Below are 22,778 nucleotides of genomic sequence, written 5' to 3'. Positions count from 1 at the left end.
GGCGGCCGGCCCGCTAGATCCCGAGGACCATACGGATGACGTCGCGATCCTTCTCCTTTTCGGCTTCGGAGAGCAGTTCGTAGGGGCGGCGCTGCTCTTCGGGGGCCCAGTCCCGGTTGCGGACGAGCCACTTGTCGTGCACCACCGAGCTCGCCTCCTCCATGAACCGCTCGCTTCTGACGTCCACGCCGCTCGTCCGCGCCTCATCGACGAGCTGTACCCCGATGCGCGCGGACTCCTGGTTCTCGCGCTTCCAGTCGGCTGGCAGGTCGCGATAGCGCGTGTTAGCTATGTCGACCTGGTCGGTGTCGTGCTTCTTGATCCAGGCCGGGTCGCTGGTGGTCTTCACCCTCGGCTCATACGTGCCGTCGGGCAGCTTGCGCGGAGCGCGCCACGCGTCGTGGAAGCGGCCGGCGACTTTGTCGACCCTGCGGTTGGTCAGGGTCGTGGACATGCCGCGCATCAACGCCCCGAGGCGGGCGGTGATCTCGCGCAGCCTGCCAGAGACTCTGGCGGCGATGGCTCTCAGCCGGGGCAGCAGGTGGGGCGCGTACGCGACGGCCGCCACAGCGAGGGCGGCCAGCCCGGCCAGCAGACCGCCCACCCAGACCAGCGTTTCCCTGGTGACTCGCAACATGCCGGCCACGTTGGAGAGGCGGTCGGCGAGGTCGCCCGCAGTGAGGGCAATGCCGTCACGGCCGTTCACATGGTCATCCACCGCGTCGGCGGCCGGCCCGCTGTTCGCCCCGGCCAGCCGGTGGGCGCGTCCGCTCTCCGCGGCGAGTTCCCGGTGATGGGCGGCCGCCGCGTCCAGATCGGCGATGTGCCTGTCGACGCCGTCCAGGTCGGGCAGTGGCGGGACGCCGAGCAGCGCCAGCCCGGCCGCCAATGCCTGTTCCGTCACACGTCCCGCCCACGCGAGTTGGCGAGTTCTGTGCTCGTATTGATGGCGGCCATGGCGACCTGTCCCGTTCCGGCCTGGTCGAGCAAGCCGGACAGCCCTTCACAAGCGGCGCGGAGGCCGACCGTGAGCTCGTGGTAGCCGACCGAGAACTCCTCGTACGGCAGCGGCGTCTCGCCTCGGCCCCACCCTCCGGCGAGCCTGGAGTACTCGTCGGCCAGCGCGCCGAACGCCCGGCCCGAGGAGGCCCGCCCGCTGGCGTCGATCGTGATCCCGGTCGAGATCTCGGTCATTCCGTGATCCTCCTGAGAGTGTCGTCAAGCCTGCTGTTCACGTAATCGAAGTCCCTGTCCGCCTGAGCCTCCAACTCGTCCAGCCGCTGGAGGAGTGCGTCGAGGCCGGAGGAGTCCCGGGGCGGCTGCTCGTGCCCACGCTGCGCGGCGCGCACGACCTCCACAACCCGTCTGGCCAGCTCCGTCGAGCCGAGCCGCATGGCCCGCGGGTCGATGTGGAGGGCGGCCAGCAGCCCGTCCTCGCCCACCTCCGCCGTCACCGGCTCGTCCACCTGCACCTCCGCAAATTATGATCTTCGAGAGTCTATCCACCCGCACCACCGCCGAAGCCGACCCCGTCCAGCGTCGCCGTACCCGCTGATCCCCACGCCACCAGGGAGACCACCGGGTCACGAGCTATTCCACACCAGCAGCACCTGATCATCGTTGGGTCGGGCTCGACTCGTTATTTGGCCTTCACCAGATCGACCCGATACCGCGTGAGCTCCGGCGCGAAACCTTCGGCCTCCTCGGTGCAGGCGATCAGGAACGGCGCCGCATCGTCCCCGCCCTCGACGACGAACCCGTCATGGCGTTCGCTGAACTCCCGCCGTCCCGCTTTGCGCAGCACCGTCCGGATAACCTCAGCGCCCCGATCTCGCACGTCCACAGGGGCCGACGGCCCGCACGCCGTACCTGACCTCCGGTTTGTCGTCGCTCACGGACCGGACGTCAGCGAACCGAGACCTCGATCACAGAGTCTCTCTTTCACCACAGGCCGGCGCTATATCAGTGGGGAATTTCTTCATTGCTACCGGGACCCCTTGGCTGGGGAGAGGCACGTTGGTGGAGGTCTGCACACTCTGGGTGTCCATCACGTACGCGGTTGGTTCGGCTTTGTTTGACACGGGCCAGGCCGGTCAGCTCGTAGTTGAGCTGGGCGAAGATTTGCTCGTCCAGCCAGGCTGCGTAGTAGGCGTAGACGGTGCTGTACGACGGACAGGTATTTCCAGGCGATTCCCGTTTGGTTGATATACAGGATCGCGTTGAAGACGTCCCACAATTCACCCGAGGCGGGCCGGCCAGTCGATGCTTGGCGCCAGGCGGTTAAGTTCGATCAACGCCCAGCGGGCGTCGGACAGGTCGCTCGGGTACGGCTTCGCTCGCTCATGGCGGAGCTGCTACCCGAGTGGTCTTCGCCTGGTTGGGAGCCTCATGCGCCAATCGAAGGCGAGCATGACGATGACGATCGTCAGGGGGATTACACAGGCGGAGATGGACGGTGCCAGCAGATGCGCCGCCACGCTCATCACCTGCAGGAGACCGCGGCCGGCCATGAAGAACACCTCGCCGACCCGGTCGGCGCTGTACCGGCCAAGGGGCAAATGGGCCAGATGATCGCCGAGCCGGAGCGGGGTCGATCAGGCCGGGCGACAGCAACGTACGGCCCAGTTCGACGACAGCCGGCAGCGGCGCCAGGCCCGCGAGGGCGCCGATGAGCTGCAGGATGACAGCAGCGGCGAAGCGCTACGCCTCCTGGGCTTCCCCGCCGACCTGCCGGTCCGCGTCGCCGCCGTACACGCGCGGCTTCCGCTCGACCAGGTCGGCGGCCTGATCTGCCCGGACCGCCTCGTCAAGGCGGCACCGCTCGCCGACGTGGGCGTCATCCTGGCCACCACCCTGGACCCGGCCCGCTTTCCCGCGGGCGTACGCGCGGGCATCGGCGCCGCCGATAGCCCCAGCCGATCCTGGCGCCAAGCCCGCACCGCCCTCCGCTTCACCACCCTGCGCCAGCCGGTCGTCCACTACGACGACCTGGGCGCGCTGGCGCTCCTGGCCGAGATACCTCAGAACGCCTCGCGCGACAACACCGTCGTGACCACGATCGCCGCGCTGGCCTCCGGCCATCCGGAAGATCTGGAGACGCTGGACGCCTACTGCGCCACCGGCTCCCTGCGCCGGTCCGCCGACCTTCTCCACCTGCACCACAGCAGCGTCGCCCGCCGACTCGAACAGCTCGGCAAGACCCTGGACATCGAACTCACCGAGCCCACCGGCCTGATCCGGGCCAGACTCGCCCTCACCGCATGGCGGCTGCTCGACGACTGATGCCGTGGAAACATTCAGGACGTCAGGCGACCTGCGTACTGGCCGCAACCCTCGCCTTCCAGACCTCGCCTTTCAGGCTGACGTCGCGATCACCGCTGCCCGCCACCCAGAAACCAGCCGTCACCGGAGGGTTGACCGTCACCCGGGCGATTGACCATCGTCCGGCGGTTGACCATCACCGAAAAACTAGCCGCTACCCAGAAATTGCCGGGCGCCGCGCAGCTTGGTGTGCAGCCGCTGCTGAGTCATGGCACAGTCCAAGCGCACGTCTAGAGGACCGGGCAACTTGGTGTCCGCCCGCCGACCCGAAGGCAACTGGTCCGCGTCCAGGCCATCGCGGCGAGCGATGAGCACCCCAAGCTCGTACCGGCTCACCGCATCGGCTCCAGCGACATGATGGACACCGCGATACTCAGACGCGGCAAGTTCCAAGAGCGCCGCCGCAAGGTCAGCCACATGCACGGGACATCGCACATCATCGGTGAACAGCACTCCCCTCGACCTGCCGGTGGCCAGCGCATGCACCAGGACCTCGTGCGGGGAGTCACCGTCGCCAATGATCAAGGATGTCCGGGCTATCATCGCGGCCGCCACGATCGCGCTCACCGCCGTCTCCGCGGCGGCTTTGGCCGCGCCGTACGGACTGATCGGGTCTGGGAGGCACGTCTCGTCATAACGAATCGCCGCGCCGGAGAAGACCGCGTCGCTGGACACATGGACGAGGCGCCCACCCACCGTGGAGACGGCCAGAGCCACATTCACGGCACCGATCGCCGTGGTGGTCCAATCCGCCTGCCGGTACGCGGCGTTGATGACCACCTCAGGCCGGAAGGCGCCGATCAGCACCTCGACGTCCTCTCGTCGGCGCACATCGAGCGGCACCCACTCAACGCCGAGGATCTCCCCGGACCGGGTCAGATACGTCGCGGCAACCTCGTGCCCCGCCAGCGAACACTGCCGAGCCAGCTCACGCCCGAGAAGCCCACTACCACCGACGATGAGGATCCTCACGGCCGGTCACCCTAGCCGATCAGCCACTCCCAGACGCCCACCGGACGCACAAGAGCCCGTACCCCCAAAGGGAAAATTGTCTAGCGTTGCTTGAGGCGGAGTGCTTCTTTGCGAGCCTCGGCCTGGACGGACCGCTCGCGCTCCAGCCACGCGGGGTTCTCCGCCTTCAGCGCATCGATCTCAGCGGTGGTGAGCGGCTCGGTGATCCCGCCTCTGGTCAGGCCGGAAATGGAGACCCCGAGCTTCGCGGCGACGACCTGCTTGGGGTGCGGGCCGTTGCGGCGCAGGTCAGCGAGCCAGGCGGGTGGCGTCGACTGCAACTCGTTCAGCTCGTCCCTGGAGACGACACCCGCCTGGAACTCGGCGGGAGTGGCCGAAAGGAGGACACCCAGCTTCTTGGCCGCGGTCTCGGGCTTCATCGTCTGGATGCTCTTCGATTTGGACGAGGTCATGGCGCCAAGCGTAGTCAGTCGGAACGGGTTCCCCTGACATCGGTAGTCTGTGGAAGTGACTGATGGGGAGACCGGCAGGGTGTTCCGGCTGGCGTACGTGCCCGGGGTGACACCCGCGAAGTGGGTCAACGTCTGGACCGAGAGGATGCCCGACGTCCCGATCACCCTCGTCGCGGTTCCCGCCGCCGAGGTGGTGGCACTCCTGCGGGATGGCGGCGCCGACGCCGGATTCGTCAGGCTGCCGGTCGACCGTGACGGGCTCAGCGTGATCCCTCTCTACGTGGAGACCACAGTGGTCGTGGTACCCAAGGACCACGCGGTGACCGCCGCCGACGAGGTGGCCCTCGCCGACCTGACCGACGACGAGGTGTTGCACCCTCTGGACGACGCCATCGAGTGGGCGGTCCGGCCCGGGCAACCCGCGTTCACCCGCCCACCCACAACGGCGAACGCGGTTGAGCTGGTAGCGGCAGGCACCGGACTGCTCCTGGTTCCGCAGTCACTGGCACGCCTCCACCACCGCAGGGACGTCACGTACCGGCCGGTGCCGGACGCGCCGCAGTCCCAGGTCGCACTGGCCTGGCCCAAGGACGCGACCACTGACCTGGTGGAAGATTTCATCGGCATCGTCCGCGGCCGCACAGTGAACAGCTCACGAGGCCGTACGCCCGCCTCCCCCGCGGAGAAACCGGCACAGCGGCAGGGGCAGAAATCCGCCAAGAATGGCTCCGGCCGCCGGGCCGTACCGGCCGGCCGCAAAAGGAAAGGCAACCGACCTCGGTGACCTGCGTCCCCGTGACCTGGTGAGAGGCCCGGCCGCCCGGCGCTCTCCTCCAGGCTCATGCCGACACGCTGCCCCTCGCCGTCATCGATCTCGTGGACGCGTACTCGTTCTGCCACTAGGACAGTCTGGTACACCTGCGATACGGCGAGTCTGCGTTCACCAGCGGTGCCTGCGGCCTAGGCTCCATGCGCAGCCCGGCTCGGGCGGCAGATCACTCCGGCCTTGGCTGCACGGGTCGCCTCGCCGCTCCACACGACACTCACCGCGGGAGAGATGAATGGGGTGGTTGGTCTCGCTGCTCGGGGCCACGCTCATCATGGCCGCCCTACGAGATCTTTTCCACACGCTCTGGCACCCCACCCGCCATGGAGGTCTGAGCCGGCTCGTCATGGCCGCGTTGTGGAAGCTGGCCCGGCATCTCCGAGCGCGCAAGCGTGTGGTGGGTCTCGTCGGGCCGCTCGCCATGGTCACGGTGGTCGGCATGTGGGCCGTCACCATCATCCTGGGCTGGGCCATCGTCTACTGGCCCCACATGCCGGAGGCGTTCGCCTTCGCGCCCGGTTCCGCACTGTCGCAGGAGCCGGAACTGCTCAACTCCGTCTATCTGTCGCTCGTCATGGTGGCCACCCTCGGGCTCGGAGACATCGTGCCCGCCGAAGGCTGGCTCCGCGTGGCCTCGCCCCTGGAAGCCGTCATCGGCTTCGTCCTCCTGACGGCCACCGTCTCCTGGGTGCTGGAGATCTATCCGACGCTGACCCGCCGACGGGTGCTCGCGATCCGGTTGGCGCTGCTGTACCGCTCGGACCCATCCATGCAGCAGCTCGACTGCGCTGCAGGTGCGTCATTGCTGGCAAGCCTGGCCACCGAGGTGGTACGCGTCCGCATCGACTTCACCCAGTACGCCGAGGCGTACTACTTCCATGACGGTGAGGACCACTCGTCTCTGGCGGCCACGATCGGCTATGCCACTCACCTCGCCCAGCGCGGGCAGGCAGCCCGACGGGCAGATGTGCGTCTGATGGCCACCCTGCTCGCTGGTGCGCTGGAAGACCTTGCCACCATCCTTGACCAGCGTTTCCTCCACACGGATGGAACACCCGCTGAGGTATTCGCCGCGTACGCGGCCGACCACGGTCGCGCCCTCACCGGGGCCTGAGCGCCCTGCCCGGTGAGCTCGCGACCGTCGGTGCTTACGCACGACATCGCTCTTTGTCAGAGCTGTCGGCAAGTTCCAGCACGGGGCGCGACAGCGCATCCCGCGAGAAGTCCGCTTCCCATCGGGCGACCCCTGTCGAGCAGTTTCTGTTTTTCGGCCACGAGTCGGCGGACGACAATGTCGGCACAGCGGGCGAGATGTCTCTTGCGATCAACTGACCGAAGATCTCTCCTGCCACGGAGGTCTTGCCGACCCCAACAGGTTCACCGTCCTCGCACAGGCGGAACAGAGCGGCGACCGCATGCGGGCTGGCAGCAAGACGACTTCGCGGTCTACGTCTGGCGATCCATCCGGCGAAAGGGCGGCACCAAGACAGTCAAGCCTCGTAGGTCACTCACGTTCCCCCGGCGTTGCGTGGACGCGCCGCGCCTGCCACTTGCCCAAAATCAGATCAGCGACGCGGCCCGACGATCAGCGGCCGCCACCGAAGTTCTGCGGAACGCAGGACATGCTCGCGTCTACGGGGGAAGTACTTTGCTCAACACGACAGCGCGTCTACAGGTCAGGCGACCTGCCAAACGTCCGCTACGGGTGAGTCTGGTGATGGGGCTCACCAGCGTGGCGATGGCGGGCACCGGGTCACCGGTCTGGGCCGGACCGCCAGTTGCCGCCGGATTCTCGACCCGGCAAGCCGCACAGCCATCCACACCATGCGGCCCATCTCCGGAGGTGGAGTTCTACCAGGATGAGGTCCCGCAGCCGAAGGTGGCGACGCCTGACAACACTCGGTATGGCCATGACCATTACACCCTCACCGCCCACGTGGGTAGGCATTCGTTCTCTCCAGCGAACGACTGGCCTGAAGTAACCACACTGGGTTACAGCGCTTCCGGTGGCAGCGGCAGTGGCAGAGGCGGCAGTAGCAGCAGCGCCAGTAGTAGTAGCAGCAGCAGCAGCGCCAGTAGTAGTGTCAGCAGCAGCGCCGACGGCGGCAGCGGTGACGGTGGCGGTGGCGGTGACGTCGAGATGGACTTCCTCGGCCCGACGATCGTCACGCGAGAGAACCGGCCGGTCGACGTGAAGGTGATCAACGCCTTGCCAGCGGCGGGAACCCAGATATTCCCGTTCGACCAGCCGAACAACGACAACAGGCTCACTTTGCACCGTCACGGCGGCCTGCAGCGGGCAGAAAGCGACGGAGCACCCGCCCCCATCGGAGTGGAAGTCCCACCCGGCGGCTCGCAGACCCAGCACTATCCGAACAACCAGGCCGCAGCACCCCTGTGGTACCACGATCACATTGACGCGCAGACCTCGTACCACGCGTACGAGGGGCTGGCAGGGTTCATCCCCAACACCGACCGGCGGGAGCGCCAATTCGGCCTGCCCACCGGCGCCTTCGCCAAGGCTTACGTGCTGCAGGACAAGTCCTTCAACGCCGACAAGACGCTGTGCTACAGCCACGCCGATCCCGAATTCTTCGGCGACCTCCCCGTGGTCAACGGTATCGTCGCGCCGAAGCAGACGGTGGAACCGCGGCGGTACACCTTTACCTTCATCAATGGGTCAGATTCCCGCTTCTACCGCCTGAGCCTGAGGCAAACCAGCGGCTCGACGGCCTCTGCTCCCAAGATGACCGTGGTGGCCGGTGACTCGGGCTACCTACTTCACCCCGCTGTGGTCACCGAGCTGCTTGTCGCCCCAGGCGAACGGTACAAGGTGGTCATCGACTTCACGGGCCACCGTTCACAGAACTGGGTGCTGGCCAACAACGCTCCGGCGCCCTTCGGCGCGCTGGATGGCGTGGATCCCACCGGGGCTGGGATTCCACAGCTCATGCGGTTCGACGTCGGCCCTTCGACCCGCTGGCCAGACCGCTCCCGAGTTCCGCGTACGCTGCCGGAGACCAACAACCAGCTCCCACCCGCCGCCCTCCTCGCCAAAGCCAGACTGCGGACCGTGCAGGCCGGCGAGGTCATCCCCGGCGCCCCGCAGCTCGGGGACAAGGTCCAGTTGCTGAACTACGGTCCGGCCGACACGGCCACCGAGACACCGCAGCTGAACTCAACGGAGGCATGGGCCATGCGCAACCACAGCCCAGACGCTCATCCGATCCATCTGCATCTCGTCGAAATGCGGCTGATCGGCCGTTGGCCCGTCACCAAGTGGAGCGACCCCGACCCTGACACCGGCAACCAGATACCGTTGGAGATCGGACAGTTCGTGCCACCGGCTCCTTACGAAAGCGGCCCGAAGGAAACGTTCGTGTCCCCGCCCGACTTCATCACCGTCTGGGCGAGCAAGTTCACTGTCGGTGGGCCATCCGTCTGGCATTGCCACATCATGTCCCACGAGGACGGAGCGAGCACGGGCGGCGCAATCGAGATGATGCGGCCGCTGGTGATCGGCAACAAGCCGCAAACCCAACTGCCGCTGGTCCACGACCAGGTCCAACTCGACGAGTTGATACGCCGGCCATAGAAAGAAACCCGGTGGCCCTCCAGCCTGGAGGCCACCGGGTTCTCCCAGTCTCACGACGCGCTACAAGGTGAGGTGCCCAGAAAATTCCGGACATTCGGCTACATAAGATGAGAGAAGTCTGGAAGAGGTAGGTGCGTGACGAGGCGTCGTAGACAGTTCTCGCCGGAGTTCGAGGAAGAAGCCGCCCCCATGGTGCTGGAGGGTGAGCGGACGGTCGCGTCGGTTGCGCACGAGCTCGGGATCAACGCGAGCACTCTGGGCAGCTGGGTCAGTCGGCATCGGATCGCGACTGATCACTGACTATGAGATTCCCGACGATCTGATCGCTGCCCAGCGCGCCTGTTGATCAGGGGATGTACACCTCGTAGTAGAAGCCCGCCGGATAAGGGCCACCTCCGCGGAACCAGTGGCAGTAGGCGAGCCCGGTGTATTGACCGTTCTGCGCAGCGTCCTGGAAGGCGAGGTCGCAGTCAGCCATGGTCTGGTACGGGCCCTGCAGGTACCAGTCCGGGGTCGGCCAGCCCGCGGCGGCCACGGCCGCGCTGGTCTGGGTGGCGGCGAGGGCGGGTGCGGTACTGGCCAGGAAACTGGCGCCCAGCGCCACGGCGAGTACAGCGGAATGTAATCGGCGGATCTTCATTGTTGGTGACTCCTCACATTCGGGAAGGAGAACACCTTCAGGTGATCACCGGCTACGAGCAATCGTCAAGAGCAATAGTCAATACCTGTGGATCGGTTTGGGTGCTGCTGAGTCAGTGAAGTTGTCCGGTCCGGAGCAACTTCCGGCGTGCGGCCAGGTGGGACAGCTCCACCAGGAAGGTCGGCTTTCCTGGTCTGCACTTCCATGATCTACGGAATACCGGAAACACCATCGCTGCCAGCTCCGGCGCGAGCCCCAAAGATCTCATGCAGCACATGGGACATGACTCGGTCCGGGCCGCGCTGGTCTACCCGCACAGCACGGCGGAGGCCGACCGGAAGATTGCCGACGCGATAAATTCCAAGATCGCCCGGGACGCCGATGGACCCTCCGGCGCCGACTAATGACACGAAGCCCCGTTTTCATGATCGAAAACAGGGTGTTCACACAGGTGGGCGGTAGTGGGTTCGAACCAGTGACCACTCGCGTGTAGGGAGCCATGATCTCTTGGCTGTACGTCTGGACCTGCACCCCCATACCTGGGGGGCGCTTGATACGCCATGATCGGTTCAGTCGAATGGCACGCAAATGGCACAGCGATCATGCCTCTGATGTGGGGCTCGCTTGCGAGATCTGGCACGGCATGGCACGGCCTTGCGGCATGCAGATGGCACGAAAGCGAACCTGGCACCCCTACGGGCGATCCACCCGCATGGGGCGAACTGCCGACGGTTTTACAGGGCGTCACCAGATCCGGCTATGCACAGCTTCTGAACCTGCGGTGCAGTCGAATGGCGAATCACTAGCCTCGAAGATCGTTCCGTGCATGTTCCGGATCATGATTCAACGGCGGACTCTACCGGTAGTCCTCATGTGTGCCGGCCGCAGCTGGCCCGATGTCGGTTGGCAGGTGGCTGACGGCCAGCGATACTGCATCCTGTGCTGTCGTGGTTTCCCCCAGCACTGCTCCTCGCCACAACGCTTTTACGACGTAACCTCCGCCCCTGTGGGCTTCCAGGCACAACACGTCGGCCGAGAACCGGAAGCCAGCGATCGTTGAGAGCCGCAACGACCAGTGGCTCGTATAGGGAAAGAGCTGCCGTAGCTGGGGCTCGGCATAGGCGGCTTCGATCAGTGCGCGGTATTCGGGCCATGGCGCTTCTTCCGCGTCCTGCCGCATCCACTGCCACTGCGCCGACGCTGTTTGAGCCGGGCCCTGCTCGGCCGCCTCGGCCAACCGGCACAGTTCGACGAAGGGCACAGAACGTTGGATTACGCGTAGCGGTGTCTTATCCCGCCACTCCTTTGCCGCCTTGGCGATCTCGGACAGTTCTTGCGCGGTGCCTGAGACCAGCTCAATGCCTTGTCCCCAGCCGTTGATCGACCAATACCGCTCAACGTGTCCGGCACGGACTTCAAGGGCGTCGCGAAGCGGTGTCGTGCTAGGGACACTGGCGTAGAGCAGGGGCTGCCGCTCGTGGGCTGTCACGGTGCCGAGTTCGAACCCTTGCTCTGTGGCCGCTTTCAGCAGGGCCGCAGCCAGACTCCCCAGAGCCGCCACATTGGGATAGAGATCAGCCGGGTCTGGGAACGTCGTCACGGTCCGAGTCTGCCAGCGACCGTCCGCCTTTGGGTGGCACAGAGAGATCCCACGCAATCCGGTGGGCCAGGGCTGAGGAACGAAGCCCTGGACCGTCAATCGCCCCCAACCACGACGGCGGCCAGCCACGCGTGGCGATCGTAAGGGCCCCATCTGTGCGGCGGCGCGGCAACCCCGGCCGAAGCGTTCGGCCAGTACGGCCCGATCCTGGAGCCGGAGATAGCCTAGAAGGCCTGCACTAGAACAACTGACCGATACTCCTGAGCTACGATTAATCGAGCAGTTCCGGACGTCGACTGGTGAGAGCTCCACGAGCTGTGACAAACCGTTCGTGAAACTCCTCTGCGAGCGCTGCGCGGCGGTAGCGCTGCCGTAGAACGCGGTCCAGGTCTCCTGCGCGGTTGACCAAGTCCGTAAGGGAGCGTCGGTCGATGTCGAACGCGGCCAGACCCTCAGCAACCGCCATGTCGAGATCGCCACGCCGGGCGTGAACTATGCCGAGGTCTATATGGGCGTCTGCCACACGCATGGGAGCGTTGGAGGTACCGTCCGGTCGAGTGTGCATCTGAATGGTTTCGCGGGCGTGTTCTTCAGCCCGATCGTTGTCAGCGAGCCAGGTGTAGCAGGTAGCGGCGTAGAAGACCCACTTGGCGTGGTCGAAGACAAAGTGGTGGTCTGACCGGTCGGGTATGGACAGATTGCCGAGCACCTCAGCTCCCCGAGTCAGGGCACGGTCGGCTTCGCGGCGGTCACCGACGCGGGCCAGGCCGCGAGCCTCTTGCAGGGTGAGTTGGACCATGGCGCTGCTCGTGCCGGCCACGGCTTGGCCCATGCGGGCGGCGGTGACGGCGTCTTCGTAGCGGCCTTCGACGAGGGCGAACCACGCTGACATCTCATATGCCCAGCCCATGAGTTCGCCGTGTCCGACCTGGCGGCCCATCTCGAAGGCGGCGCGTCGGGCCGTTTCGGCCTCTTCCCTCTCCCCCAGGTCGTAGTGGACACAGCCCAACAGGGCAGTAAGCCAGCCGGTAGTCACGAGCAGTTCGCGGTGCTGGTCCAGGGTGAGGCGTCCGGCAAGCAGGTGGTTAATCTGCGCCAGCCGCTTTTGGGTGCGATCTCGTAGGGTGCCTGCGGGTACGACAGGGTAGGCGCGACACAGCAGATCGACGGCTTCGGCGAGTGCCTCCAAGGTGCCCGTTCCGACGTCTGATGCCTGGAGTTGCTGAGCAAGCTGCATCGTCCCGTACAGGTCGGCTTCGGCGCGTAGTGCGTCAACGGGCATGACCTGGGCTTCGATGAGACGGCTCTCGTTCTGCCTCCCCCCTGCGAGAACCCGAGCTCTTCCGGTGCCTTCCCGGTCAGTTGGGTCAGCGCGATCCGGTATTCGGTGCGCGGCCACCGGACTTCGCCTGCTTCCCAGCGCCGGATCCGCTCCTCGTCGCAGGCCAACCCCTGTGCGACACCAATGGGCGTGGCATTGAGCTTTTCGGCCATCTGCGCGCGGCTGAGCTGCTCCTGGTTGCGCCAGGCGCGAAGGCGAACGTTCGGGATGTAGTCGGGCATCTGCGGGCCTTCCTCCCGGCTGGAGGCTCGAAAGGGGAGAACAAGGGGGCCGTTCAGGGGTCCTGCTCAGACGCGGTTGCCGGTGGACCTGTCATCAATCAACCACGGTACGTCACGCGCCTCCCGCCACAGGGAACGCCGGATGAACGAGGAGATGGCGACGGTGATCCGGCCAGACGAGACAAGCAAGACGTCGCCCCACCCTGCTTGCCGGGGGCGCGGGATCAAGCTGCGCGACTCGCGCCGTGCGCTCCTCATCGGCGACACCGACAGAGATCAGATCTCGAGTGAGGAGCGGGAGTGTCTCGACTGCCTCGGAGACGGCCGGGCCGAAGGGAGCGAAAGATGAACTCGATCATTCAAGCAGCGGTGACCGGCTTCTTGCAGGGCCAGGAAGAGGGCGACATGCTCGTCCGGCTGCGTGACCAGCTCACGAACCTCGACGTCAACGCCGAGCTGCGGGACAACAACAGTGCACAAACGTGAGCCGGGGATGCCGGTGTGGGTGTTCGTCGGGTACGGCGGGGCCTACTACTCGTGGCAGAACGCCGAAAGGCGGCACCCAACCAGTGATGTGGAGGGTGCGGCGAACGTCCTGGCTGAGTACATCGCCAGGTGATGACGGGCGCGGCGCGGCGAGCTTGGTCCCTTCCGGAGGGGGTGGGGGCCGTGGCCTGGTCTCGTCGCGCCTCCCCCGGCAGGCAGATGCAGTGGCGCCCCCGTGGCAACCTTCCCGCCCCGGTCACTGCACTGCCTGCCGGACTTCTCGCGTTCGGCTCCCGCTGTCGGCAACTACGTGGACAGTCGGCGACGAGCCGGATACGCTCAAACTTAGTAAAACAACCTGTCGGCTGTTGGACGGTCAAGATGTCGCTAGAGTCCGTGCCGCCTAAGTATGCGCAGCTTGTGCACACTCTTCAGAGGCGCATTGAGGCGGGAGACTACCCACCGGGCACGATGCTCCCCAGCGAGAACCAGCTCATCCAAGAGTTCAGCGTCTCCCGTCCCACCGTGGTCGCCGCCCTTCGCGTTCTGCGTGAGCAGGGCTGGATCGAGTCTCAGCAGGGCAAGGGCCGCTTCGTGCGCGGTCGTCCGGCGATGGCTTCTGTTGAGCAGAAGCGTCCAGGACAGGCGTACCTGACCAAGCCGGAGACCGAATCCGCGGGCGAGGTCGTCGAAGTCGGCGCGGTCGCCGTACCGAATCGGGTCGGCGTGCTGCTCGATGTGCGGCCCAAGAGTAAGGCGTTCGTTCGGCGACGATTGATCACGCGAGAAGGCGAGCCGACTGAGCTGGTGTCGCTCTGGCTGCCGTTGGAACTGTCCGAGGGGACGGATCTAACCAGCGGCGAGCCGTTGCGGCAGGGCTTCCGCGAGCATCTCCAGGCGCGCAAGGGCGTGCGTTTCGATCACATCGTGGAGCAGATCACCGCTCGCATGCCCTCTGCTGACGAGGTCAAGCAGCTTGCCATGCCGAAGAACCAGCCACTTTTGGCCGTCTTCGGTGCGGTTCGCGATGCCTCCGGCCGGCCTCTGGCAGTCGTAGAGGTTCTATTGCCCGCCGACCGGCACGAGTTGGAAGACGCCTACCCGATCGCCTGAGGCCACGCTCATCCGCCGGGACAGTCACTGTCTCCGCCGCTGTACTCGGCGCAGTAGCCGGATGGCGGAGGCGGCGGAGGGCGTCGCAGCTCCACCTGGCGTGCGTTCATGTACACGCTCCCCTGGACGAAAACTACGCACGCTACTGCGATGAGACCGAAGATCCAAGCGCCCGTCACTCTGCGGGTGAAGACACAGATGCCGGTGGACAGGACGGGCGCGGCGATGAAGATCACCGCTGCTGCGGTCGTCCACGCGTTCACTTTCTCACTGTCGACTTCGGGGAACTCCAGGCTTGCTTCAAGCGAGCGCCAGAAACACAGCGGTACTCCGATGAACCAGATGAGTGCCAGGAGGCAGAGAACTACACCGCTGACCTTCACTGGCTCCGTATCTGCCTCCACGATTAAGACTATTTCGTCCAGTTCTGCGGTGAATGAAGCACGAGAGATTCACGATTCCGCACCAAAAATTCTCTTAGACACTTGACCTAGCAAGTTTGAGCTGCCTAACCTCAGGATAACTTGATAGGTTAAGTGCCTGTCAGTCAACAGAGGAAAAGCCTTATGCTCTGCAAGGCCCCATCCCCGTCACCTTCGCCATGGTCTTCCCGCACGGCTGCTACATCGTCGGCGAGGTCGAGCCCGTCAAGGACTTCGACGCCTCCGTCAACGGCCGGTTCGTGCAGGCCCGCGACAAGCAGACCGCAGAGCTGGTCTGGCAGGTCGCGGTCATGGACGGTGACCCGACCCTAAATCCGCCCAGAAGACGGTGGCGGTCAAGATCCTCGCGTCGGTTCAGCCGGTGCCGCCGTCCCCGATGCCGGGGCTGCCGTTCACGCCCGTCGAGTTCGACGCCATCTCGGTCACGCCGTACGTCAACGGCAACGGCCGCCTCGCCTGCTCCATCAAGGTCCGCGACATGCACGGTCCCCGCCAGACCGCCCAGCCCACCCAGACCAAGGCCGGAAAGGACGCCGCCTGATGACCTGCCGCCGTACCCCACGCAACAGCGTGATCCGGCTGACCACGGAAACGCCGCCCGCACGCTCAACCACCCGTTCACCCGCCGTGAGCCCGTCCTGGCGCTCGACTTCGGCGCCACCTCCGTCCTGGTCACCACAAACGGTCCCGTGACGGCGGAGGACCTGGAGTTCGCCCGCGAGGCCCACCGCTTCGCCCGCTCCATGGAACGCAGCTTCTACGGCCTGCCCGGCGGTCAGGGGGTGGCGGCGTGAGCGAGCACCGGCCCTACACCTACGTCACCTTGTCCATGCGACCCGACTCCGACCCGCACGTCGGTGCCTCCTTCCACACGCCGCGCCTGCAGATCCGCGCGGGACTGCTGGTCAGCAATCCGCGCCCGTACCTGGAGTTCGCCTCTCACGAGGCCAACGTCCACATCTCCACCACCGGGTCCGGGCCGGTCACCGACGCCGACCTGAGCATCGCCCGCGAGATCTTCAACGCCGCCGCTCGCTACCTGGCCGACTGCGAGTTGCTGCACGCCGAAGAGCCGGCCGAGGACGCCACCGACACGGCGGCCTGACACACGAAGCGGGACCGCTGGAAGCGGCAACTTCCGGCGGCCCCTCGGTTCTCCCCTGACTGCACATCACTAGAGACTCGGTCCGGGCCGCGCTGATCTACCAGCACAGCACGGCCGAGGCTGACCGGAAGATCGCCGACGCGATGAATGACAAGATCACCAAAGACGCCAACGGATCTTCGAAAGAGAGCCACGGCGCTGGCTAATGGCACGAAGCCCCGTTTCCATGATCGGAGACGGGGCTTTCCACAGGTGGGCGGTACTGGGTTCGAACCAGTGACCCCTCGCTTGTAAGGCGAGTGCTCTACCGCTGAGCTAACCGCCCCTGATCGGCACTACACCTTACGACACCAACGGCTCCGATCGCACATCCACCACCCACCCGGCCCCCAGCTCTTCTCTGCCGGCCGCGCGCCAGCCCAGCAAGGCCGCTCCCAGCATGCCGGCGTCCACGCCCAAAGCGGCGGGCAGCAGGGGTGGGGCGTCTCGGAAGGCGAGGCGTTTGACGAGGCGGGTGCGGACGGGGTCGAAGAGGGCCGGGCCCGCCTCGGCCAGGCCGCCGCCCAGGACGATCATCGAGGGGTCCAGGAGCAGCGTGTACGTGGCCAGGGCCAGCGAGAGGGCCTCTACCGCCTCGTCCCACACCTCTACGGCCAAGGGGTCGTCCGAGGAGACCACCTGTTCGGCGCGGATGTCCTCCAGGCCGGAGCGGAGGCTGTAGCGCCGGCCGACCGAGGCCGCCGACGCGTACGTCTCCAGGCAGCCGAACTGGCCGCACGCGCACTGCTCGCCGTCCGGGAAGACCGGGATGTGGCCGATCTCGCCGCCCCAGCCGGAGGAGCCGCCGTACGGCTCGCCGTGGACGATCATGGCGCCGGCGATGCCCGTGCCGATGGGCAGGAAGAGGAAGTCGGATACGCCGCGCCCCGCGCCGAGGACGCTTTCCGCCAGGCCCCCGGTTCGTACGTCGTGACCGAGCATGACCGGCACGTCGAGTGCGGTGAAGTCGGAGGCCTGGACGTCACGCCAGCCGAGGTTCGCCGCGTAGACGGCCACGTCCTCGGACACCAGCCCAGGCACGGCCAGGCCGACGCCTGCCGGAATGCCGTCACCGGAGGCGGCCAGGTGGCCGATGAACTCGCGGATGGCGGCCACGACGGCCTCCGGGCCCTCCGAGCGGGGGGTCGGGCAACGCTCGCTCAGCAGCACCGCGCCGGACTCGCTGACCAGGCCGCCCTTCATGGACGTGCCACCGACGTCGAGCGCCACCACGAACGAACTCATTGCAGACACGCAGGAGACGATAGCGCAGCTCAGCAAATGTCTGGATAAAGGCGGCCTGCGTCCCGGCCCACCCAGCACTGCACCCCCGACCCACCCAGCACGGCGCCCCCGCCGCCCCAGGTCAGGCCCGGCCGAGTACCCGGTTCAGCGCCGCCTCGACCTCGGCCGACAGGCCCGGCGGGGCGCCCGAGCCCGCCATCGCGTCCGACCCCACGAACGCGTCCGCCCGCGCCTGTCGCACGGCCCCGCAGCCCCTGCACTCCACCTCGCCCAGCCGGCAGATCAGCGCCGTGGACCCGCATGTGCCGCACGCGTCGAGATCGAGGTCGTGCAGCAGTTGACAGTCCGGGCAGATGAGCACCTGCGTCTCACGGCGTACCCCCCGCTTCCACGGGCTGGCGCCACGGACGGGGTCCGTCTGCCGGGCCCCGCAGCGATAGCAGGGCATCGTTTCCTCCGTTAAGAAATGTCGGCGAGTGCCTTGACGTAATCGGCGACGTCACGTGCCTGGCTGGTCGGATTGACCACCGACCACCGGATCACGCCCTCGCCGTCGATGATGAAGGTCCCCCGCAGAGAAACCCCCTTCTCGTCGTCGAACACACCGTACGCCCGCGCGACCTGTCCATGTGGCCAGAAATCGGAGAGCAACGGGAACGCGTAACCCTCCACGTCCGCCCAGGCGCGATGGGTGAACATGGAGTCGACCGAGACGGTGAGGAGCTCCGCGTCAGCCAGGGAATCCTGGGCATCGCGCAGCGCCGACAGCTCCCGATGGCACACGCCGCTGAAGGCAAGCGGATAGAAGACCAGCACGACCTTCCTCCCCCGGAAGCCCGACAGCTTCACCGGAGTGCCGTGCTGGTCCCGCAGTTCGAAGTCTGGAGCAAGCGCGCCGACCTCGGCAGGACGTTCGTTCACACACGCCATCCTGCCGTATGGCAGGCGCTCAGACTCCCTAGCGTCGGCCCTTCGGTGAGGCCAGTCTGGTCCCTGACCAGTCAGGCGCGGCGGAGATGCTGCTGGTCTGCGAGAGACCCGCCGTAGTGGCATCCTCCCCGATGTCGCTCGGCTCCACGTGGCCGTCGCGCCCGGCCTTGGGAGTCAGCAGCCAGATCTGGCCGGCGTCGGCGAGTGATCGCATGGCGTTGGTGAGGACGTCGAAGAGATCGCCGTCGCCGTCGCGCCACCACAGCAGCACCACGTCGACTACGTCGTCGGTCTCCTCGTCCAGCAACTCGTTACCGGTCAGGTCCTCGATGGAGTCGCGAAGCTCGTCGTCGACGTCCTCGTCCCAACCGATCTCCTGCACCACCTGACCCGGCTTGAGGCCGAGCCGTTCGGCCAGGCCGCGCTCACTTTGCGCCTGACCCGCGGTCGCGCTCACGTTTATCCCTCCTGCTTGAGTGGCCCCGCATATGCGGTTTATCGCTTCGGGACAGTCCACACGCTGTGACCCTTAGTCGTCAACGGTCGCCACGGGTACGGCCGCAGACGGGCCGCATCAATCCGACAAAAACGACAGGCGTACCTGGCGTTGCGGGTTGTCGACGTTGAGGTCGACGATTGCGATGGACTGCCAGGTGCCCAGCGCCAGACGCCCGCCAAGTACGGGGATGGTCGCGTACGGCGGAATGAGCGCGGGCATGACGTGTGACCTGCCATGGCCGTGCGACCCGTGGGCGTGACGCCACCTGTCGTCGGCCGGAAGCAGATCGCGCAAGGCGGCGACGAGATCGTCATCACTGCCCGACCCCAGCTCGATCAGTGCCACCCCGGCCGTGGCGTGCGGTACGAAGACGTGCAGCAGCCCGTCCTCCCCCAGCGTCCGCACGAAGTCCGCGCAGTCCGAGGTGATGTCGTGCACCGTCTCCCGTGAACCCGTGGCCACGGAGATGATCTGAGATCTCACACACGAATTCTACTTAGGTACGACGACCGCATCAGGGCCGGGAAACACCAGCCCGGTGTGCCCGTCGTCGAACTGCACGATGTACGGGGGCCCACCGTCGGTGCCGTGGATCTCGATGATGATGCCACCGTGATCCCGCTCGCCGACCGTGTTGCCGTGCACCAGCAGCCGGTCGCCTATCGTCGCGTTCATATCTCCAGACTCGTACGGTGAGCTCCGTTCGGAAAGAGGGACACACTCCCCCCTCCGCAGGGAGAGGGAGAATCCTGACCGAAACGTTACGCTGCCCGGATGTGACACATCGCGCCAATCGGGCGGCCGACTCTGTCACACCGACACCGCATCCACGCTGGTCAAGGCCATGATCGGCGGCCTTTGCCCACCGCCGACCAGAGTGGTCAGAGGCTTGCGGCTAGACTCGCGCGGCGCATCGCGCCCTTGGTGACCCCTTTGGGAGACCCCTACGCCACGCCCGGCGAAATTTCGTAGCTTTTCCGGTCTTGTTAAATTGACGGGCCAAGGTAACCTTGGCCGGGATTCGTCCTACCATCGGTGGTCTAGGCCACCGATCGTGACCCTGCCAGCAGGGACACACTGGTTACCGGCCAGTAGAGATGCACTTTCTACGGTAAGCGACCAGGATGGAAGGCGACCCAGACCAGACATCAGTCATCCTCGGAAGGCGAGACCCAGTGGCTTCCGGACGCCAGCGATTCTCGATCATCAGCGACGGCCTACCCAGCCAACTGCCTGATGTCGACCCCAGTGAGACCAACGAGTGGCTCGAGTCCCTCGACAACGTCGTCAAGACGGAGGGCCGCAGCAGAGCTCGCTACTTGATGCTCCGCATGCTGGAGCGCGCCCGCGAGCACCAGGTCGGCGTGCCGGGCCTGCGCAGCACCGACTACATCAACACGATCCCGCCGGAGCGCGAGCCCTGGTTCCCCGGCGACGAGCACGTCGAGCGGCGGATCCGCGCCTACATCCGCTGGAACGCCGCGATCATGGTGTCCCGCGCCAACGCGCGCACCAACGTGGGCGGCCACATCGCCACCTACGCCTCGGCCGCCTCGCTCTATGAGGTGGGCTTCAACCACTTCTTCCGCGGCAAGGACCACGGCGAGTCGGGCGACCAGGTCTTCTTCCAGGGCCACGCCGCGCCGGGCATCTACGCCCGCGCCTACCTGGAGGGCCGCCTCAACGAGGCGCAGCTGGACGCGTTCCGGCAGGAGCTCTCGCACGGCTTCCACGGCCTGCCCTCTTATCCGCACCCGCGGCTCATGCCCGACTTCTGGGAGTTCCCCACCGTCTCCATGGGCCTGGGACCGATCGGGGCGATCTACCAGGCGCGGTTCAACCGCTACCTGCTCAACCGCCAGATCAAGGACACCAGCCGCAGTCACGTATGGGCCTTCCTGGGCGACGGCGAGATGGACGAGCCCGAGTCGCTCGGCGCGATCGGCCTGGCGGCCCGTGAGGAGCTCGACAACCTCACCTTCGTCATCAACTGCAACCTGCAGCGGCTCGACGGCCCAGTACGCGGCAACGGCAAGATCATCCAGGAGCTGGAGTCCTACTTCCGCGGCGCCGGCTGGAACGTCATCAAGGTCGTCTGGGGCCGCGACTGGGACCCGCTGCTCGCGGCCGACGTCGACGGCGTGCTGGTCAACCAGATGAACACCACGCCCGACGGCCAGTTCCAGACCTACTCCGTAGAGTCCGGCGGCTACATCCGCGACAACTTCTTCGGCGGCGACCCGCGCCTGCGCAAGATGGTCGAGCACATGTCCGACGACGACATCCGCAAGCTGTCGCGCGGCGGCCACGACTACCGCAAGGTCTACGCGGCGTTCAAGGCGGCCCGTGAGCACGTCGGCCAGCCGACGGTCATCCTGGCCCAGACCATCAAGGGCTGGACGCTCGGCAAGGACTTCGAGGCGCGCAACGCCACGCACCAGATGAAGAAGCTCACCAAGGCCGAGCTCAAGGAGTTCCGCGACCGGCTCTACCTGCCGATCCCCGACTCCGCGCTCGAGGGCGAGCTGCCCCCCTACTTCCATCCGGGCGAGAACGACCCCGAGATCGAGTACATGCGCGAGCGCCGCGCGGCCATGGGCGGCGTGCTGCCCAAGCGCGTCATGCGCGCCAAACCGGTCAAGCTGCCCGCCGACAACGTCTACGAGCAGTTCGGCAAGGGTTCGGGCAAGCAGCAGGTGGCCACCACGATGGCCTTCGTGCGGCTGCTGAAGGATCTGATGCGCGACAAGGAGATCGGCCACCGGTTCGTGCCGATCATCCCCGACGAGGCTCGCACGTTCGGCCTCGACGCGATGTTCCCGACGGCGAAGATCTACTCCCCGCACGGCCAGACGTACGAGGCCGTCGACAGGGAGCTGCTGCTGTCGTACAAGGAGGCCGTCCAGGGCCAGATCCTGCACGAGGGCATCAGCGAGTCGGGTTCGATGGCGTCGGCGATCGCGGCGGGCACGGCCTACGCCACGCACGGCGAGCACATGATCCCGATCTACATCTTCTATTCGATGTTCGGCTGGCAGCGCACCGGCGACCAGATGTGGCAGATGGCCGACCAGATGGGCCGCGGCTTCCTGCTCGGCGCCACGGCCGGCCGCACCACGCTCAACGGCGAGGGCCTGCAGCACGAGGACGGCCACACGCCGCTGATCGCCTCGACGAACCCGGGCGCCCTCTCCTACGACCCCTCGTGGGCGTTCGAGGTCGCGCACATCGTCAAGGACGGCCTGCGCCGGATGTACGGCGAGCAGCCCGAGAACGTCTTCTACTACCTGACCGTCTACAACGAGCCCTACACGCAGCCTCCGCAGCCCGCGGACCTCGACGTGCAGGGCCTGCTCAAGGGCCTCTACCGGTTCGCCGCGGGGCCACAGACGCAGGGACCGAAGGCCAACATCCTGTCGTCGGGCGTAGCGGGGCCGTGGGCCGTCGAGGCCCAGCGGCTGCTGGCCGAGGATTGGGGCGTGTCGGCCGATCTGTGGTCGGCGACCTCCTGGACCGAGCTGCGCCGCGACGCGCTGGCCTGCGAGGAGCACAACCTGCTCAACCCCGAGGCCGAGCCGCGCGTGCCGTACGTCACCCAGGCCCTCTCCCAGGCCACGGGCCCGTTCGTGGGCGTCAGCGACTACATGAAGGCCGTGCAGGACCAGATCGCGCAGTGGGTGCCGGGTGACTGGTCCTCGCTGGGCACCGACGGGTTCGGCCTGTCCGACACCCGCTCGGCGCTGCGCCGCCACTTCCACGTCGACGCCGCCTCGATCACGCTGGCCGTGCTGACCAGCCTGGTCAAGCGTGGCGAGCTCGACGGCGAGGTGCTGCGCGAGGCGATCGCCCGCTATCACCTCAAGAACGGCGTCACCGAGGCCGGTGGCGCGGAGAGCAACGACACCCAGTCGATGGGCGTCTGAGCGCACAATCTGATGGCGCCCCCGCG

Annotated in this window: 28 protein-coding genes, 1 tRNA gene and 1 pseudogene; 12 read left to right on the top strand and 18 right to left on the bottom strand. The window is 66.5% G+C overall.

Annotated elements, in window-relative coordinates; genetic code table 11:
* Positions 1-13: 13 nt before the first annotated feature.
* From AB0B64_RS05385 to AB0B64_RS05365, 5 genes and pseudogenes are all read right to left on the bottom strand, one after another.
* Complete coding sequence (locus AB0B64_RS05385) at positions 14-904, bottom strand: hypothetical protein (RefSeq protein WP_357940432.1); 891 nt, start codon at positions 902-904, stop codon at positions 14-16.
* Complete coding sequence (locus tag AB0B64_RS05380; protein WP_358174875.1) at positions 901-1,194, bottom strand: hypothetical protein; 294 nt, start codon at positions 1,192-1,194, stop codon at positions 901-903. The genes AB0B64_RS05385 and AB0B64_RS05380 overlap by 4 nt, the downstream gene beginning before the upstream one ends.
* The gene (locus tag AB0B64_RS05375) at positions 1,191-1,472 is read right to left on the bottom strand and encodes a hypothetical protein (protein WP_357940428.1); all 282 of its coding nucleotides are present in this window, start codon (positions 1,470-1,472) and stop codon (positions 1,191-1,193) included. The genes AB0B64_RS05380 and AB0B64_RS05375 overlap by 4 nt, the downstream gene beginning before the upstream one ends.
* A gap of 167 nt (positions 1,473-1,639) precedes the next feature.
* Positions 1,640-1,804 carry a hypothetical protein gene (locus tag AB0B64_RS05370; RefSeq protein ID WP_358174872.1) on the bottom strand — a complete coding sequence of 55 codons (165 nt, stop codon included), beginning with the start codon at positions 1,802-1,804 and terminating at the stop codon, positions 1,640-1,642.
* Between the two features lie 190 nt (positions 1,805-1,994).
* Positions 1,995-2,315: pseudogene (locus AB0B64_RS05365) on the bottom strand (transposase); the annotation flags it as partial.
* Between the two features lie 514 nt (positions 2,316-2,829).
* Between AB0B64_RS05365 and AB0B64_RS05360 the strand changes: the two are divergent.
* A complete protein-coding gene (locus tag AB0B64_RS05360) occupies positions 2,830-3,282 on the top strand; it encodes a helix-turn-helix domain-containing protein (protein WP_358174869.1) in 453 nt (150 codons plus the stop codon).
* Between the two features lie 186 nt (positions 3,283-3,468).
* Here the strand turns inward: AB0B64_RS05360 and AB0B64_RS05355 are convergent, their stop codons facing one another.
* Positions 3,469-4,293 carry a sugar nucleotide-binding protein gene (locus AB0B64_RS05355; protein WP_358174866.1) on the bottom strand — a complete coding sequence of 275 codons (825 nt, stop codon included), beginning with the start codon at positions 4,291-4,293 and terminating at the stop codon, positions 3,469-3,471.
* A gap of 80 nt (positions 4,294-4,373) precedes the next feature.
* Positions 4,374-4,745 (bottom strand): DUF5997 family protein, encoded by a 372-nt coding sequence (locus tag AB0B64_RS05350; RefSeq protein ID WP_357940420.1) that lies wholly within the window; start codon positions 4,743-4,745, stop codon positions 4,374-4,376.
* A gap of 55 nt (positions 4,746-4,800) precedes the next feature.
* Between AB0B64_RS05350 and AB0B64_RS05345 the strand changes: the two genes are divergently transcribed.
* The 4 genes from AB0B64_RS05345 to AB0B64_RS05330 all read left to right on the top strand — a co-directional run bounded on the left by AB0B64_RS05345 (position 4,801) and on the right by AB0B64_RS05330 (position 9,466).
* Positions 4,801-5,529 carry a LysR family substrate-binding domain-containing protein gene (locus tag AB0B64_RS05345; RefSeq protein WP_357940418.1) on the top strand — a complete coding sequence of 243 codons (729 nt, stop codon included), beginning with the start codon at positions 4,801-4,803 and terminating at the stop codon, positions 5,527-5,529.
* A gap of 277 nt (positions 5,530-5,806) precedes the next feature.
* A complete protein-coding gene (locus tag AB0B64_RS05340; protein ID WP_357940416.1) occupies positions 5,807-6,685 on the top strand; it encodes a potassium channel family protein in 879 nt (292 codons plus the stop codon).
* A gap of 729 nt (positions 6,686-7,414) precedes the next feature.
* Positions 7,415-9,166: a multicopper oxidase domain-containing protein gene (locus AB0B64_RS05335; RefSeq protein ID WP_358174863.1), complete on the top strand. Its 1,752-nt coding sequence runs from the start codon at positions 7,415-7,417 to the stop codon at positions 9,164-9,166.
* Between the two features lie 135 nt (positions 9,167-9,301).
* The gene (locus AB0B64_RS05330) at positions 9,302-9,466 is read left to right on the top strand and encodes a transposase (protein ID WP_357940412.1); all 165 of its coding nucleotides are present in this window, start codon (positions 9,302-9,304) and stop codon (positions 9,464-9,466) included.
* A 46-nt stretch (positions 9,467-9,512) separates the two neighbouring features.
* On the opposite strand, the gene AB0B64_RS05325 is transcribed toward AB0B64_RS05330, so the two are convergent.
* Positions 9,513-9,806, bottom strand: coding sequence for a hypothetical protein (locus AB0B64_RS05325; RefSeq protein WP_357940410.1), 294 nt, complete (start codon positions 9,804-9,806; stop codon positions 9,513-9,515).
* 275 nt (positions 9,807-10,081) lie between these two features.
* Between AB0B64_RS05325 and AB0B64_RS05320 the strand changes: the two genes are divergently transcribed.
* Positions 10,082-10,210: a hypothetical protein gene (locus tag AB0B64_RS05320; protein ID WP_357940408.1), complete on the top strand. Its 129-nt coding sequence runs from the start codon at positions 10,082-10,084 to the stop codon at positions 10,208-10,210.
* A gap of 452 nt (positions 10,211-10,662) precedes the next feature.
* Here the strand turns inward: AB0B64_RS05320 and AB0B64_RS05315 are convergent, their stop codons facing one another.
* Both AB0B64_RS05315 and AB0B64_RS05310 read right to left on the bottom strand, forming a co-directional pair.
* A complete protein-coding gene (locus tag AB0B64_RS05315) occupies positions 10,663-11,406 on the bottom strand; it encodes a DUF6193 family natural product biosynthesis protein (protein WP_357940406.1) in 744 nt (247 codons plus the stop codon).
* Between the two features lie 271 nt (positions 11,407-11,677).
* A complete protein-coding gene (locus tag AB0B64_RS05310) occupies positions 11,678-12,688 on the bottom strand; it encodes an XRE family transcriptional regulator (RefSeq protein ID WP_358174860.1) in 1,011 nt (336 codons plus the stop codon).
* Positions 12,689-13,314: 626 nt separating this feature from the next.
* On the opposite strand from AB0B64_RS05310, the gene AB0B64_RS05305 reads away from it, so the two are divergent.
* Genes AB0B64_RS05305 through AB0B64_RS05295 form a run of 3 tightly spaced genes read left to right on the top strand, consistent with a single transcriptional unit; the run spans position 13,315 to position 14,568 of the window.
* Positions 13,315-13,455, top strand: a complete 141-nt coding sequence (locus AB0B64_RS05305; protein WP_358174857.1) for a hypothetical protein — start codon at positions 13,315-13,317, stop codon at positions 13,453-13,455.
* Positions 13,442-13,588: a hypothetical protein gene (locus AB0B64_RS05300; protein WP_357940400.1), complete on the top strand. Its 147-nt coding sequence runs from the start codon at positions 13,442-13,444 to the stop codon at positions 13,586-13,588. The genes AB0B64_RS05305 and AB0B64_RS05300 overlap by 14 nt, the downstream gene beginning before the upstream one ends.
* Positions 13,588-14,568, top strand: coding sequence for a GntR family transcriptional regulator (locus AB0B64_RS05295; RefSeq protein ID WP_357940398.1), 981 nt, complete (start codon positions 13,588-13,590; stop codon positions 14,566-14,568). Before AB0B64_RS05300 ends, AB0B64_RS05295 begins: the two co-directional genes overlap by 1 nt.
* 8 nt (positions 14,569-14,576) lie before the next feature.
* Here the strand turns inward: AB0B64_RS05295 and AB0B64_RS05290 are convergent, their stop codons facing one another.
* Entirely contained in the window at positions 14,577-14,972 is a 396-nt protein-coding gene (locus tag AB0B64_RS05290) for a hypothetical protein (RefSeq protein WP_358174854.1), read from the bottom strand.
* Between the two features lie 367 nt (positions 14,973-15,339).
* Between AB0B64_RS05290 and AB0B64_RS05285 the strand changes: the two genes are divergently transcribed.
* Both AB0B64_RS05285 and AB0B64_RS05280 read left to right on the top strand, forming a co-directional pair.
* On the top strand, positions 15,340-15,552 hold the full coding sequence (locus tag AB0B64_RS05285; RefSeq protein ID WP_358174851.1) for a hypothetical protein: 213 nt from the start codon (positions 15,340-15,342) through the stop codon (positions 15,550-15,552).
* A gap of 249 nt (positions 15,553-15,801) precedes the next feature.
* Positions 15,802-16,116 (top strand): hypothetical protein, encoded by a 315-nt coding sequence (locus AB0B64_RS05280; protein WP_357940390.1) that lies wholly within the window; start codon positions 15,802-15,804, stop codon positions 16,114-16,116.
* A gap of 253 nt (positions 16,117-16,369) precedes the next feature.
* Here the strand turns inward: AB0B64_RS05280 and AB0B64_RS05275 are convergent.
* The 7 genes from AB0B64_RS05275 to AB0B64_RS05245 all read right to left on the bottom strand — a co-directional run bounded on the left by AB0B64_RS05275 (position 16,370) and on the right by AB0B64_RS05245 (position 19,504).
* Positions 16,370-16,441 (bottom strand) — tRNA-Val (locus tag AB0B64_RS05275).
* A 17-nt stretch (positions 16,442-16,458) separates the two neighbouring features.
* A complete protein-coding gene (locus AB0B64_RS05270) occupies positions 16,459-17,400 on the bottom strand; it encodes an ROK family protein (RefSeq protein ID WP_357941469.1) in 942 nt (313 codons plus the stop codon).
* A gap of 121 nt (positions 17,401-17,521) precedes the next feature.
* On the bottom strand, positions 17,522-17,848 hold the full coding sequence (locus tag AB0B64_RS05265; protein WP_357940388.1) for a hypothetical protein: 327 nt from the start codon (positions 17,846-17,848) through the stop codon (positions 17,522-17,524).
* A gap of 11 nt (positions 17,849-17,859) precedes the next feature.
* Positions 17,860-18,321 (bottom strand): peroxiredoxin, encoded by a 462-nt coding sequence (locus AB0B64_RS05260; protein ID WP_357940386.1) that lies wholly within the window; start codon positions 18,319-18,321, stop codon positions 17,860-17,862.
* Between the two features lie 37 nt (positions 18,322-18,358).
* Positions 18,359-18,787: a DUF3052 domain-containing protein gene (locus AB0B64_RS05255; protein ID WP_357940384.1), complete on the bottom strand. Its 429-nt coding sequence runs from the start codon at positions 18,785-18,787 to the stop codon at positions 18,359-18,361.
* A gap of 117 nt (positions 18,788-18,904) precedes the next feature.
* Complete coding sequence (locus AB0B64_RS05250) at positions 18,905-19,312, bottom strand: secondary thiamine-phosphate synthase enzyme YjbQ (protein WP_357940382.1); 408 nt, start codon at positions 19,310-19,312, stop codon at positions 18,905-18,907.
* A gap of 9 nt (positions 19,313-19,321) precedes the next feature.
* Complete coding sequence (locus tag AB0B64_RS05245; protein WP_357940380.1) at positions 19,322-19,504, bottom strand: DUF1918 domain-containing protein; 183 nt, start codon at positions 19,502-19,504, stop codon at positions 19,322-19,324.
* Between the two features lie 500 nt (positions 19,505-20,004).
* Here AB0B64_RS05245 and aceE point away from each other — a divergent pair, with 500 nt between their 5' ends.
* Positions 20,005-22,752 (top strand): pyruvate dehydrogenase (acetyl-transferring), homodimeric type, encoded by a 2,748-nt coding sequence (aceE, locus tag AB0B64_RS05240; RefSeq protein WP_357940378.1) that lies wholly within the window; start codon positions 20,005-20,007, stop codon positions 22,750-22,752.
* Positions 22,753-22,778: the final 26 nt, after the last annotated feature.

This window comes from Nonomuraea sp. NPDC049129 (assembly GCF_040648495.1).
Classification (GTDB): Bacteria; Actinomycetota; Actinomycetes; order Streptosporangiales; family Streptosporangiaceae; genus Nonomuraea.
This window is presented reverse-complemented; position numbering and strand designations above follow the sequence as displayed.

Bases quoted from the DNA above. Each gene is read 5' to 3' on its own strand.
- AB0B64_RS05310 (WP_358174860.1), bottom strand. From the start codon at position 12,688: ATGCCCGTTGACGCACTACGCGCCGAAGCCGACCTGTACGGGACGATG.
- AB0B64_RS05350 (WP_357940420.1), bottom strand. From the start codon at position 4,745: ATGACCTCGTCCAAATCGAAGAGCATCCAGACGATGAAGCCCGAGACC.
- AB0B64_RS05295 (WP_357940398.1), top strand. From the start codon at position 13,588: ATGACGGGCGCGGCGCGGCGAGCTTGGTCCCTTCCGGAGGGGGTGGGG.
- AB0B64_RS05320 (WP_357940408.1), top strand. From the start codon at position 10,082: ATGGGACATGACTCGGTCCGGGCCGCGCTGGTCTACCCGCACAGCACG.
- AB0B64_RS05325 (WP_357940410.1), bottom strand. From the start codon at position 9,806: ATGAAGATCCGCCGATTACATTCCGCTGTACTCGCCGTGGCGCTGGGC.
- AB0B64_RS05265 (WP_357940388.1), bottom strand. From the start codon at position 17,848: ATGCCCTGCTATCGCTGCGGGGCCCGGCAGACGGACCCCGTCCGTGGC.
- AB0B64_RS05380 (WP_358174875.1), bottom strand. From the start codon at position 1,194: ATGACCGAGATCTCGACCGGGATCACGATCGACGCCAGCGGGCGGGCC.
- AB0B64_RS05270 (WP_357941469.1), bottom strand. From the start codon at position 17,400: ATGAGTTCGTTCGTGGTGGCGCTCGACGTCGGTGGCACGTCCATGAAG.
- AB0B64_RS05340 (WP_357940416.1), top strand. From the start codon at position 5,807: ATGGGGTGGTTGGTCTCGCTGCTCGGGGCCACGCTCATCATGGCCGCC.
- AB0B64_RS05305 (WP_358174857.1), top strand. From the start codon at position 13,315: ATGAACTCGATCATTCAAGCAGCGGTGACCGGCTTCTTGCAGGGCCAG.
- AB0B64_RS05245 (WP_357940380.1), bottom strand. From the start codon at position 19,504: ATGAACGCGACGATAGGCGACCGGCTGCTGGTGCACGGCAACACGGTC.